The sequence below is a fragment of the Halopelagius inordinatus genome (assembly GCF_900113245.1).
GTDB lineage: Archaea > Halobacteriota > Halobacteria > Halobacteriales > Haloferacaceae > Halopelagius > Halopelagius inordinatus.
On record NZ_FOOQ01000006.1, the window covers coordinates 41,238 to 55,101 of the forward strand.

Here is a 13,864-nt window from a genome sequence, read left to right on the forward strand (position 1 = left end):
CGACGACCCATCGGCGTCGCCTACTCTTCTTGGGCGTCGACGACTGCGACGGCCGCGAGGTTGACGATGTCTTTCACGTCGTCGCCGCGTTGGATGACGTGAACGGGCTTGTCCATACCGACGAGCATCGGACCGACCGCTTCGGCGTCTCCGAGTCGTTGGAGCAGTTTGTATCCGACGTTGCCCGCCTCCAGATTCGGAAACACGAGGACGTTCGCGGGGCCGTCCAACTCGGAGAACTCGTAGGAGTCCGCGAGGACGTCTTCGACGACGGCCGTGTCGGCCTGCATCTCGCCGTCAACGGGGAACTCTACCGTCGGGTCGTCGCGCAACGCGTGCGCCGCCTCGCGAGGTTTGCGCGTCCCCTCGTTTTCGACGCTCCCGAAGTCCGAGTACGAGAGGAACGCGACTCGCGGGTCGACGTTGAACCGCCGCGCCAACTCGGCGGTGTGTCGCGCGACTTCCGCGAGTACGTCGGCGTCGGGGTTCCGGTTCACCGTCGCGTCGGCACAGAACACCACGCGGTCGGAGAAAGCGAGCATGTACACCCCGGCGGCGTAGGTAGCGTCCTCCTTCGTGCCGATGACCTGTAGCGGCGGACGTAACGCGGAGGGGTAGTGGTGCGTCAACCCGGTGAGCATCGCGTCCGCGTCACCGGCGTCGACCATGACGCTCGCGAGGTAGTTCGGGTCCGTCCGCACGAGTTCGGTGGCTTCCCGGCGCGTCAGCCCTTTTCGTCGGCGCAGTCGGTGAAGTCTGTCGGCGTACTCGTCTAGTTCGTCTTCGGTCGGGTCAACGACGCGCGGTTCGTAGTCCAACCCGCGGGTGGCGACTATCGACTCGATACGCTCTCTGTCGCCGACGAGAAGCGGTTCAGCGATACCCTCGGTGTCTATCCGCGACGCGGCCCGGATCATCTTCTCGTCTGTCCCCTCCGCGAGGACGACGCGCTTCGGTTCGCTCTGCGCCTTGTTGAGGACGACGCGGAGCATCTCCAAGGATTTTCCGACGCGCGCTTCGAGGCGTTCGCGGTACGTTTCGAGGTCGATGTCCCGGCGGGCGACACCGCTCGTCACCGCGGCGCGCGCGACTGCAGAGGACACCTCGAAGAGAACGCGGGTGTCCAGCGGTTTGGGGATGACGTAGTCGGGGCCGAACTGAAGCGGTTGGTCGCCGTAGGCCTTGACGACGGCGTCGGGCACGTCCTGCTTTGCGAGATCAGCAAGCGCGTGCGCCGCGGCGCGTTTCATCTCCTCGTTTATCTCCGTCGCGCGCGCGTCGAGTGCCCCGCGGAAGATAAAGGGGAATCCGAGCACGTTGTTCACCTGATTCGGGTAGTCCGAGCGACCCGTGGCCATGATGACCGTGTCGTCGCGGGCCTCTTTGGCCTCCTCGTAGCCGATTTCGGGGTCCGGGTTCGCCATCGCGAAGATGACGGGGTCGTCGGCCATCGACTGCACCATCTCCTGAGAGACGATGCCGCCGACCGAGAGGCCGACGAACACGTCCGCGCCCTCCATCGCCTCCGCGACGCCTCCTTCGGGCACGTCGCGTGCGAACTCCCGGTTGAACTCGTTCAGTTCGCCTGCGTTCGCCCGGTCGGTCGTGAGAATCCCGTCGATGTCGCACATGACGATGTTCTCCGGACGGACGCCGAGCGAGACGTAGAATCGTGCAGTCGCCGTCGCGGCGGCCCCCGCGCCGGCGAAGACGACTCGAACCTCGGTTAAATCCTTACCTGCGATATCGACGGCATTGAGGAGTGCGGCCCCGGAGATGATGGCCGTCCCATGTTGGTCGTCGTGGAACACCGGAATCGACATTTCCTCGCGGAGACGTGACTCTATCTCGAAGCACTCGGGAGCCTTGATGTCCTCTAAGTTGATACCGCCGAACGTCGGTTCCATCGCACTCACCGTCCGGACGAACTCGCCGACGTCGTCCGTGTCCAGTTCGATGTCGAACACGTCGATGTCGGCGAACCGCTTGAACAGGACGCCTTTCCCCTCCATGACGGGCTTCGACGCCTGCGCGCCGATGTCGCCGAGGCCGAGAACCGCAGACCCGTTCGAGACGACGCCGACGAGATTCCCCTTCGCGGTGTACTCGTAGGCTCTCTCCGGGTCCTCGTCGATGTCGAGACACGGCGCGGCGACACCCGGCGAGTACGCTAGACTCAGGTCGCGTTGGGTGTTCGTCGGTTTGGTCGTCGAAATCTCTATCTTACCCGGTGGCTCCTCGCGGTGGTACTCCCGCGCGTCGTCGTCGAGTGGCATAGAGTGTTACCACCGTCGCGAGACATAAAGATGGCTGACTACGCGACCGGAGCGACGTTCTCTATGAATATGTGTTCGTCTCGCAGTCGAGTCAGGACAACAGCGAGACTCGTTCTCTGTTTGTGATATATTTAATATGTTTTGTTATTCTGCGTCAATTATATCTACAGTTAGAATTCTGAGAGTATTAACCATCTAGCTGTGTGATTCAAGTATACGCATTAAAATACCTCTATTCGAGCCTGAGTCATCGTTACAGGACATCTCTAGATGGCATACTATAGATAAAGGCATCACAGGAAGCAAACGGATATCTCTCTACGAAACCGCTATTCATCCGCTCAGACTCCGATTCAGAAGGGCTACAGGGATAAGAGGACCACTTCAGTTCAAGCGGTCGAACATCCGCGGCGAACAGCGAAAACGGAGTGCCAGACGTGAGTACATAAGTAGCTGTACTGCTATTCCGATTACGATGGGTTCTCCGAATCGGACGGTAGATGGGGTTCGAGGACTACCCCGACGAAGTCGAGGGTCGGAATCCGTCCGAGGAGGCAACCTTTCACCCCCACAGTTTCGAGTGAAGACCGGACTGTGAACGGCCGTGGTAGTCGGTTGTCTACCTTCGAGACGTTAATTTATACTTGATAATTCGCGGTCGGATCGGTTCGTCACGGGTCGATGGATGCTGGAACGCGCCTCCGCTTTTCGGTAGGCGCTGAAGTAAGATATCGATCCGCACCGAATCGATCCGCCGATGGAGAACGGGTGAACTGCGCCTCGAAGAGTCAGTCGTGAACTAACACGTCGAGTACGTCGATTCCGTCGCGGGCAAGCGCGTCTCCGAGCACCCCTTCGATCTCGTCTGGGTCCTCCACGAGTTCGGCGCGTCCGCCGTGGCTCTCGGCGTTTCGCACGATATCGACCGGCGGATCGAAGTCCATTCCGACGAACTCGTGGTCTCTCTCGTCGCCACCCAGTAGGTCGAGCGTGTTGTCCTTCAGAATGCGGTAGTTGCGGTTGTCGGAGACGACGACGGTGAGGTCGAGGTCGTACCGAACCGCGCTGTAGATCGTCTGCGGGTAGTAGAGATACGCACCGTCGCCGACGAAACCGATCACCTCGCGCGGGTCCTCGCTGTCGCGTTCGGCGAGGGCCGCGCCGACAGCGGCGGGGAGACCGTACCCGAGACCGCCGCCTTTGTTGGTGAGAAACTGCCCCGGGTCGAAGTCCCACCGGGTCATGATCGGAAACTTCGCCGTGACGCTCTCGTCGACGACGTAAGCGTCGCCTGCGACCCGTCTCATCGCGTCGATGAGTTGCGCCTTCGACGCTCGGGGGTCGTCCTCCGCGTCGCCTTCGCCGACATCCGCCAACATCTCGTCTATCCGCTCTTTCGTCTCGCGCGCGGTTTCGAGTCGCGCCGCGACCGTCTCCTCTGCGATGTTCGGTCGGACGCGTCCGGCTAAGTCCCGTAGCACCAGTCCAGGGTCACCGACGACAGCCGCGTCCGCAGGCTGGTTTTTCCCGACCTCCCACGCGTCCTCGCCGACGTGGATACAGGTCGTATCGGGATCGACCAACGGGTCCTCGTGGCGCGTCAGCGTCGTGTTCGTGGACGTGCCGGCGAACAGGATCGTATCGGCGTCCTGCACGGCCGACGCGCGCTCCTCGTCCGTCGAGACGTACGAGACCCACTGGTCGTGGTCGGTCGCGAAGTTTATCTCGCCCGCGTGAATCTCGCCGTGGACCCGGGCCCCCGTCGCCTCCGCGAGTTCGACCGCTGCGTCGACGGCGTCCGTGCCCGAACGAGCGATCTGATCGCCGGCGACAATCGCGACCTCATGGTCGTCTACGTCCGTGAGGAGGTCGGCGGCGCGTTCGAGTTGCGCCGGGTCGCCGCTTCCCGCGTTCGGAACCTCGCCGAGTCGTTCGGGGTCGGCGTCCGTCTCCGCCATCATCACGTCCAACGGGAGACCGAGGAAGACCGGACCGGTCGGTGGCGTCAGCGCGACTCGAAAGGCGCGTCGCAGCATCGTCGGCAGCGTTTCGACGTCGAGTACCTCGTCGGACCACTTGCAGAACTGTTCGGCCAGGTCGACGAGTTCTCCCGCCAGCGCCGGTTCTTCGTGGCGGAAGTCGGTGCTGTGATTGCCCGCGGTGACGACGACCGGTGCACCCGCTCGCTTCGCCGCGTAGAGGTTCCCCAGTCCGTGTGCGAGACCGGGCGTGATGTGGAGATTCACGACGCCGACAGGATTGACCGAGTCGTCGTGGTGCGCCCGGTGCCGCCGGGTCTGTGCGTACCCGGTAGCCATCCCGACTGCGATGTCCTCGTGGAGACCCAGCACGTACTCGAGTTCGCTGCGACCGATCGCGTCTATCACTGGAAGTTCCGTCGTCCCCGGGTTGCCGAAGACGTGGTCGATGCCGTACGATTCGAGCGTATCGACGAAAAGGTCCGCTCCGGTGTACCCGTCGTTTCCGACTTGTTCGTCCGACATACGGCGTCATCGGACGGGCGCCCCGATGAATAGCGTGCTGGCCACCGGAAGGTACCCCGCGGTTCGGGCGTTCCCGGTCGGAGCACCGACCCGTACGAACGGTGTCGTCGAACCCAGAGCGCCGATACCGTACCGGCGGTTCGAAAAAAGTCCGAAATCGGTCGGGATTCAGGCCGGTCGTCCGATGAGCGACTGTATCGCGCGGTAGATTCTCTCGACGAAGCTCCCACCGTCAGTAGACGCCGCAGTGGTGTCGGCCTCTCCGTCCGTCGTCGGTTCGGAGGTTGCGTTCTGCGTCGTCGTGGCGGTGCGTTCCTCCGTGGTCGTCGGCGACCCCGACGAGGAAGGCGTCTGAGTCACGTCGGGCGTCGCCGTCGGGGTCAGTTCGGGAGTCGGCGTCTCCGCGTCGGCGTCGTCTGACGAATCCGACTGGGAGTTCGACGCGCCGCTATCGGCGTCGCCCGTCGAATCGGAGTCCGACGACGTATCCGCGTCGGCGTCGCCCGTCGAATCCGACCGGGAGTCCGACGTATCGCTATCGGCGTCGTCGGCCGACGAATCAGACTCGGATGACGAGGTGTCTGCGTCAGCGCCGTCGTCCGTCGACTCGGATTCGGGAGTCGGCGTATCAGTGTCGGCGTCCGTCGCCGTCGGCGAGTCGGACGGAGAACTCGTCTGAGTCGGAGTGGCCGTGGCCGTCGGGGTGGATTCGGGGTCCGACGCGTCGGCGGAGTCCTGCGACGCCGACGGAGACTCGGAGACCGACGTTTCGGTCTCGGTCGGCGCGTCAGCGGCCGAATCCGTTACCTCCGTCCCGTCTACGGTCAGTTTGTACTCCGTGAAGCCGACGGTGTACTCTCGGTCCACCGACGGCCGCGACACGCGGATGTAGTACGTTCCGGCGTCCGTTATCTCGGCCGATTGCTCCGCCTCGAATATGCCGCCGCCGCCGCTAGCGTACGTTTCGTTCGTCGTAGTTCCGCCTTCGAACGGCTCTATCTCACCGATCTGACGCCCGTCTTCGGTGTATATCTGCAGTTGGATATCCTCCTGGTGGAGGGCGTGGACGGACAACTTCGCGGAGACGTCGAGAGAGCCCTCGCCCGCCTCGACTGCGTACCAGTCAGAGTCGTCTGACTGTGTCAGGATGGCGGTAGTCGTCGTATCGGACGGTATCTCGGCCGCCTCCGACTGACCGTCGTTGGGCTCGGACGACTCCTGACTGCGGGTGTAGCCGCTCAGTTCGGCGTAGGTGTCGGGGTCCGAGGTTATCGCGAGGTAGTACTCGCCCGAATACTCCGCGGTCGTCCCCTGCAGAACCGTGTCGGGGCCTGCCGTAATCGTCCGTATCGGCTGTGCGTTCTCGTCGTAGAGTATCGCCTGTCGCATCCCGCCACCGGCGACCATCCCGACGGCGTCACCCTCCTCTGCTTCGAGGGCGTAGACGCCGTCGATGTCGTCGCCGTACATGGTCTTGTCCGACTGGATCTGCTCTGTGTCGCCGAACTCCGAGGCCACTGTGATGTCGACCGTGTCCGTAACGGAATGGCCGGATTCGTCGGTGGCGGTGACCGTGACCGTGTAGTCACCCGGGACGATCATCGTCCCCAAGGAGAGAGCGGACTCGTCGTCGGTCTCTCGGGGGTACGTCCCGTCGACGTCCTCGTTCCAGTCGTACCTGACGTCTCCGCTCGCACCCGTGACCTGCGGTTCGAGTCGGAGCGAGTCTCCGATTTCGACTGTTCTGTCGTCGCCGAGCGACACATCGAACGTGTCCTCGTCTGCGGACTCGTTTGCGGGGGCCGTCGTCTGAGTACTCGAAGTCACGTCGTCTCCGTCGGCCGTCGTCGTTTGCGTGGCGGACGCACCGGCGACGGGGAGTGCCACGACCGAGAGGGCCAGTAACGCGACGACGATCACTGCGGCGGACCGGTCTGTGAGTAGTGATCTAGTCATGGTAGAGGTTCAGTTGGGGGTTCGGGGGGCTTCCGTAGCGGTTGGTACGAAACGTTCGACCCGGACCGTGGACGGCGTGACCACGACGCTCAGACTGATAATATTTATTACCAGTTCGTCCGGCTTTGGTCATCTTCAGGGAGAGATGACTTGTAGGACTTCCCATACACACTCTACGTATACGTTCCTCGTGAAAATACTAAGCATGTTCACACTTTTGAATATGTTTGCTTACAGACTATTTATCCCGATTGAATCCTCAGAGAGTGATAACGTTAAGTCGAGGTTTGAGAGTAGATCGGCTCCCGTGTCTCACCGTCTTCGAGCCGTCGAGCGAGCGTTTCGTTCGAATCGAGCGGGCGAGTCGGCGGACGGTCACGACCGAGAGAAGGTGACCCACCACGCTCTGCGGGCCGATCGACTGTCACGCGCTGAGAATATCGTTACAGCTAAATTTCATATTATAAGTCAAAGAGACATCACGAAAGGCGACCGATCCGGAGACGGCCCGACAGGGAAGCGAGAACCGAACCACATCCGTCCGAGTCCGGCACCTACGACTGGTTTCGGAGCGCTTCGCGTCCACCGGTCGCGCGCCGCGGTGAGCACCGAACCGGCGGGTACCCCAGCTTCGAAGTCACTGACGATACAGATTCTGCATAATGTTTATGACAACTGGGTGAGAGTATCACCCATGGCGTCACCAGATGAAGGCCAGACCGAAGATTCGGACAGCGAGAAGGCGGATAGACTCACAGCGACGAAGCGGACGTTTCTGCAGGGAACGGGCGTCGCGCTAGGGGCGGGCGCGCTTCCGGCCGGAGCGAGCGCCACGATGAATAACTCGGCGGGGAACTCGAACTCCGTCGCGGAGGCGGCCGGTGGGATGGTATCGAGCGTCCACGAACAGGCGACGGAAGCCGGGGTCGAAATCCTCGAAAACGGAGGCAACGCCGTCGACGCGGCGGCGGCGGTTCAGTTCGCTCTCAACGTCGTCCAACCCCACTCGTCGGGAATCGGGGGCGGCGGGTTCATGCTCGTCTACAGCGCCGAAGAGGACGAGATTATCGCCATCGACAACCGGGAACGAGCGCCCCTCGGGGCCCAGTCCGACATGTTCTTAGACGAGAACGGCGAGGAAGTCCCGTTCTTGGAGCGCCACACGAACGGGAAGGCGGTCGGTGTCCCCGGGACGCTAAAAGCCGCGGACGTGGCCGTCAAGCGATTCGGAACGCGAGAACTGGGCAGACTCGTCCAACCGGCCGTCGAGTTGGCCAGGTCGGGCGGACGAGAGGTGACCGTCGACGAGTTCCTCGCCAGTGCCATCGAAGCCAACGTCGAAGACGGAGGACTCGGACCGACCGCAAAGGAGGTATTCGCTCCGGGCGGTGACCCCCTCGAAGAGGGCGACGAACTCGCTCAACCTGACCTCGCGGACACGCTCCGCACGATTCGCGACGAGGGCATCGGCCCGTTCTACAAGGGCGAAATCGCGGAGGACATCGCCGAAACCGTCCAAGGTGCGGCGCGCTATCGAAAGAAGGGCGGGAACATGACGGTCGACGACCTCGGTCGGTACAACGTCGAAATCACGAGACCTATGTACGTCACCTACGAGGGTGACGCGCACGACATCACCGTCCGGACGATGCGTTCGCCGACGTCCGGCGGGTACGTCATCGGGCAGATTCTCTCCATCCTCGAAGGGTTCGACCTGTCGCAGTACGACCGACGCTCGTTCGACGTCTACCACCGGATGATAGAGGCGTTCCAACTCGGGTTCGCCGACCGAAACGAGTACCTCGGCGACGAGGAGTTCGTCGACATCCCGTGGCAGGGGATACTCGACGAGGACTACATCGAGGAACGCCGGAAGATAATCGACCCGAAGAAGGCGACGGACGCGACCCGAGAACCCGGAGACCCCTTCGCGTACCAACCCGGCGACCAGTACTACACGAGCCCGAGAGACGTCAAAGCGGCACAGAACGTCAGCAACGCCTCGGGGAACAAAGGAAACAAGAGCGACAGCGAGAGGCCGTCCGGACAGACCACTCACTTCACGACGGCCGACTCCGATGGGAACCTCGTCTCGTGGACGAGTACCATCGAACAACTGTTCGGGTCGGGAATCATGGTCCCCGACCGGGGGTTCATGCTCAACAACGAACTCACCGACTTCGACTCCGAGCCCGGCGGACCGAACGAGGTCCAACCGGAGAAGCGTCCGCTCAGCAGCACGAGTCCGACGATCGTCCTGCGCGACGGCGAACCGTTCCTGACGGTCGGTTCGCCCGGCGGATGGTCGATAATTCACACCGTCTCCCAGATACTGCTCAACGTCGCAGAGTTCGGGATGAACATCGACGAAGCCGTCGCCGAACCCCGCGTCTACTCCGCGACGGGGACGTGGGTCCAAGCCGAGGGCGGCGTGCCCGACGACGTCGTAGACGAGTTGAACGCCGCCGGTCACGACGTCTCCACCGTGGAGACCATCGGCAACGCGCAGTCCATCCGCGTCGAAGAGGACGGTGACTACGTCGGCGTCGCCGACAAGCGACGCAACGGCTCCGCCGACTACCCGCGATAGAACCGGGTTCGGAGACGGCGCCCGTCCCAGTGCGGGTCGTCGGCTCCTCCGTTCGCCGCTATTTCGGTCGTAACGAAATCCGAAAAATAGACCGTGCCGTGAGCGAACCGTCAGTTACCGACGTTCGTCGCGCGTTCGACGACGTCTTCGCCGTACATCTCCGCTAACTCCTCGTGTTGGTCCGGACGGTGCTCGTAGACGTCTTGGAACAGCGTGATAGGCGTCTGGGCGGCCTGGTAGGTCGCCTCGTCCCACATCCGGTCGTTGCTGATATCGACTTCGACGCCGTCTATGACCAGCGTCGTGGCCCGCGTCATGGCGATGGCGCCTTTCCCCGACTCCTTCGCGGCTTCGAACTCCTCCATGGAGTCCACGATGTCGTCCATGCTCGGGACGTACGCGGTCATGTTCAGCAACTCCTCGCGGAGTTCGTCCTCGTCGAGTTCCCGTTCGTCGCCGCCGACGCGCAGGACGTAGCCGTCACCGGACTCTTCGAGTCCGACGTCGTCTCCGTCGTACACCTGTCGCCCGTCGTCGGCTTCGAGTTCGACTTCGTCGCCGCCGACTTCCAAGAGCCAACTGCCGGTCTTCGGCGGTAACGGCCCTTTGTTCGCCTCGACGACCTGTCCGGGCGTGAGAGACCAGATTCCCGTCATCCCCTTCGCTCGGTTCTCCGTCATCCGGTCTCGGTAGCCTTCGACGTCGCGGATGTCGTCGTACGGACCGTCGACGGCGATGAGTCCGGCGGCGCTGGCACCGCGAGAGGTGTTGTGGCGCAGTTCGGGCCACGGCGGGAGTTCGCCCGTCGGCGTCATCGCGCGCATGTCCTTGGTGTAGTCCACCTCGCCGTCGACGAGCAAGAAGAGGCGTTCGAGGTTGTTGGAGGGCTTCCCCATCTCCTCGCGGATGTCCCCGAGGGCGAGTTCGGCCTCGCCGCTCTCGACGATGACCGACATAGAGAGACTCCCCTCTTCGAGTCCGTGCTCGTTTTCGATGATCGTGAAGAACTCGTCCGCTTTCTTCCAGTCGTCTATGTCTCCGACTTCGGGGATGACGAAGCCGTCGATGTCGTCGACGGCACCGTTGTCCGGGTCGGTTATCTCCAGCATCTGCTGGAACCCCTGGTAGCGTGTCGAGGGAGATTCGCGGTGCCAGACCACGCGCGGGTGAATCTCGCCGGGGAAGTCCGCCCCGTACTCGGAGACCACCCTGACGATGTTCTCGACGCCCTCGTCGCGCATCGAGGGTGCCGTCGCGTCTTCGTTGTCCGGAACCCAGACGTCCGGTGCCTGCATTCCGCGAAGTTGAGCCGCGCTCTCGACCATCTTCGCCGAATCGTCTTCTCCTTCGACGGCCGTCGGCGACGTGAAAAATGTCCGGACGAACTCGCGGTCGTAGTGTCGTTTGACGCTCATGTGTGACGTATTCGAGACGTTTGCGGAACTTAATAAACATTAGGTATAGAACAATAGTTCTCGCAGGGCGTCGCCGAATCGAACCGGGAGAACCGGGGACTCGGAGTGGAGTCGGGCGGTACCAGTGCCCCGACTGCAACGTTCATCGGACAGCTAGCTGGTTGCCGTTATTGTGTATTTTATTCTGTGTGGAGAGGCCTATCTTCGACGCCGTACTGGAATTACAGAGAGCATCCGAATCGTCTTCTTTATTTCGATGAACTCTTACATATATAAGAGTATATTCGACAGATACGATTAGATATATCCGATTCCGGTTATTAACACGGAGATATTGTCGAAACAGACAACTAGTCGTACAAATCAGCATTATATGGTTAAATTTTGATAATTGGAAGGAGTCGAAGAGTCGAGGAGGAAGTTCGATGCCGGACCGAGGTTTTCGATACGATATCGCACCGTCTTCGGCGTCGGTATGTCGCCGGGACCGGGTATCTTTTTGGTGACTTCACCCGGAGACCGAACCATGAACAGAACGCAGGTGGTCCGAAACCGACTCGTCGAGAGCGGTGTCGTCGCGGTTCTTCGCGATATCTCTCGGGACCGAATCGTCGATGTGGCGGCGGCGATACACGACGGCGGTGTCACCGCCGTCGAGATTACGGCCGACGCGGGTCGCTATCCGGAGATGATTGCGGCGGTGAGCGAAGACCTGTCGGAGACGGACGCCGTCGTCGGTGCCGGTACCGTCACGGATGCCGCCACCGCACGCACCGCCATCGACGCCGGTGCTGAGTTCGTCCTCGCACCGGACCTCAACGAGGAGGTCATCGAGGTGTGTAACCGCGAGGGCGTCGTCTCCGTTCCGGGCGTCATGACTCCGACAGAGGCCGTCACCGCGATGGAAGCGGGGGCGGACATCCTCAAGTTGTTCCCGGCCTCGACCGTCGGCCCGAGTCACGTCAGCGCGTTACGGGGGCCCCTCGGCGACGTCCCCATCATGCCGACGGGCGGCGTCTCGGCCGACGACGTCGCGGAGTACTTCGAGGCCGGTGCCGTCGCCGTCGGCGCGGGGTCTGCGCTCGTCGACTACGACGCCGTCGAGAACGGGGACATGGAGGGCGTCACCCGGCAGGCCGCAGAGTTCGTCGATGCCGTCGAAACCGCTCGGTCGGAGTAACTCACCGCGTGGGGACCCCGTCGAACGCGCTCACACCGTCCGATCGAGTCGACAAAGAGCCCGAACGAGAGAAACTCTAGCGACGGCCGCTACCACTCGGCAACGCTACCGTCCTCGTGGCGCCAGACGGGGTTGTGCCAGTCGACGGTCTTCTGCGACTGCTCTCGGACGTACTCCTCGTCGATATCGATGCCCAGACCGGGAGCGTCCGGAATCGACACGTGGCCGTCCTCGTACTCGAAGACGGACGGGTCTTCGAGGTAGTCGAGCACGTCGGACGTCTCGTTGTAGTGGATGTTCAAACTCTGCTCTTGGATGAGAGCGTTCGGGGTGCAAGCGTCGATTTGGATGCACGACGCGAGTGCGATGGGGCCGAGGGGACAGTGCGGCGCGAGGGCGACGTCGTACGCCTCGGCCATGCTCGCTATCTTCTTGACCTCCGTGATGCCACCGGCGTGCGAGAGGTCCGGTTGGATCACGTCCACGGCACCGTTCTCGAATATCTGCTTGAAGTCCCACCGGGAGTACATGCGCTCGCCCGTCGCGATCGGAATCGTGGTGTGGGCCGCGATGTCCGGAAGCGCGTCGTTGTGTTCGGGGAGGACGGGTTCCTCGATGAACATGGGGTCGTAGGGCTCTAACGCCTTCGCGAGACGTTTGGCCATCGGCTTCGTCGCTCGACCGTGGAAGTCGACCCCGATGTCGATGTCGTCGCCGACGGCCTCTCGAACGTTCCGCAGTCGGTCCACCGCGTCGTCGACGGTTGCGGGGGTGTCGACGCGTTCTAGCTCCTCGGTCGCGTTCATCTTCAGCGCCGAGAAACCGGCGTCTACCTTCTGCGTGGCCTCCTCCGCCACCTCCGAGGGGCGGTCGCCGCCGATCCACTGGTAGACGCGGATACTGTCGCGCGCGGCACCGCCGAGAAGTTCGTAGACGGGCGCGCCGAGGGACTTCCCCTTGATATCCCAAAGCGCTTGGTCGATACCGGCGATAGCGGACATCAAGACGGGACCGCCGCGATAGAACCCGCCGCGGTACATCGTCTGCCAGTGGTCCTCGATGGAGTTCGCCGGTTCGCCGAGAAGGTAGTCGTCCATCAGTTCCTCGACTGCAGCCCGGACGGTGTGGGACCGGCCCTCCACGACCGGTTCTCCCCATCCGACCGTCCCGTCCGCCGTCTCGACTCGCAGGAACAACCATCGGGGGGGAACCTCGAAGAGTTCGTAGTCGACAATCTGGTTCATCTCTGTGTTACCGTGTCAGGGGTTGTGAATCTGCGTTCATATTTCTTCCGTGGCCGTGAGGTCGAACGTCCCGCCGTCCGGGGGCCGCAGATTCCTGACGAACGCGCGGGCAGTCGCCACGAGACGGGCAACTGTGACCCCCGTTCGGATACCACTCAGAGATTACGAGACTACGCCCGTAATGGATGGGATAGGGTGTTAGCCCGCCCAGAAGGGTTCGCGGTCCATTCGACGGTCCGGGGGACAGTGTATTTTAGTTTATATACAATACTGTATTCGCCCTGTCTGTCGTCGAATTATGTTCTCAGCAGATATCGCCACCAATATCATCGGTAGAGGGCAATAATCAAATATACACTACGCAAAGAGTATACAGAAATACAACCAACATTACCTCGGTTAAAAGAGGTATATATAGGCTGTATCGGAGTACTAACGCTATCTAACGCCAGTTCAGCAGTAGATATTCAAAATTATATGCTAAAAAGAGACAGTTTCGTTTACAATTGTAGTATTTGGTAATAATGTGAGTACCGCACAAGAATAATAGGCGGCTATCGCGAAGACGAGTCGAGAGCGATTCGTCATCTGCCACAGGTTCTGCGAACGCCAGTCAGAACTCCAGTGGGCATATAAAGTAGAACGCGGATGTACCCATCTCTGATATATCATGTCGAGGTGGAATGGATATTAAGGGCG

The 13,864-nt window shown here is 61.8% G+C and carries 7 protein-coding genes; 2 read left to right on the forward strand and 5 right to left on the reverse strand.

The window, feature by feature from the left end:
• Positions 1-20 precede the first annotated feature (20 nt).
• The 3 genes from BM167_RS15355 to BM167_RS15365 all read right to left on the reverse strand — a co-directional run bounded on the left by BM167_RS15355 (position 21) and on the right by BM167_RS15365 (position 6,736).
• Positions 21-2,276 (reverse strand): NADP-dependent malic enzyme, encoded by a 2,256-nt coding sequence (locus BM167_RS15355; protein ID WP_092893611.1) that lies wholly within the window; start codon positions 2,274-2,276, stop codon positions 21-23.
• Between the two features lie 788 nt (positions 2,277-3,064).
• Positions 3,065-4,780: a thiamine pyrophosphate-binding protein gene (locus tag BM167_RS15360; protein WP_092893612.1), complete on the reverse strand. Its 1,716-nt coding sequence runs from the start codon at positions 4,778-4,780 to the stop codon at positions 3,065-3,067.
• Between the two features lie 168 nt (positions 4,781-4,948).
• Positions 4,949-6,736, reverse strand: coding sequence for a hypothetical protein (locus BM167_RS15365; RefSeq protein ID WP_143095523.1), 1,788 nt, complete (start codon positions 6,734-6,736; stop codon positions 4,949-4,951).
• A gap of 694 nt (positions 6,737-7,430) precedes the next feature.
• Here BM167_RS15365 and ggt point away from each other — a divergent pair.
• Positions 7,431-9,326: a gamma-glutamyltransferase gene (gene ggt / locus BM167_RS15370; RefSeq protein WP_092893614.1), complete on the forward strand. Its 1,896-nt coding sequence runs from the start codon at positions 7,431-7,433 to the stop codon at positions 9,324-9,326.
• A gap of 110 nt (positions 9,327-9,436) precedes the next feature.
• On the opposite strand, the gene aceB is transcribed toward ggt, so the two are convergent.
• Complete coding sequence (gene aceB, locus BM167_RS15375) at positions 9,437-10,741, reverse strand: malate synthase AceB (protein WP_092893615.1); 1,305 nt, start codon at positions 10,739-10,741, stop codon at positions 9,437-9,439.
• Between the two features lie 526 nt (positions 10,742-11,267).
• On the opposite strand from aceB, the gene BM167_RS15380 reads away from it, so the two are divergent.
• Positions 11,268-11,921: a bifunctional 4-hydroxy-2-oxoglutarate aldolase/2-dehydro-3-deoxy-phosphogluconate aldolase gene (locus BM167_RS15380; RefSeq protein ID WP_092893616.1), complete on the forward strand. Its 654-nt coding sequence runs from the start codon at positions 11,268-11,270 to the stop codon at positions 11,919-11,921.
• A gap of 89 nt (positions 11,922-12,010) precedes the next feature.
• Here BM167_RS15380 and dgoD read toward each other — a convergent pair whose 3' ends face one another.
• On the reverse strand, positions 12,011-13,165 hold the full coding sequence (gene dgoD, locus BM167_RS15385; protein ID WP_092893617.1) for a galactonate dehydratase: 1,155 nt from the start codon (positions 13,163-13,165) through the stop codon (positions 12,011-12,013).
• Positions 13,166-13,864: the final 699 nt, after the last annotated feature.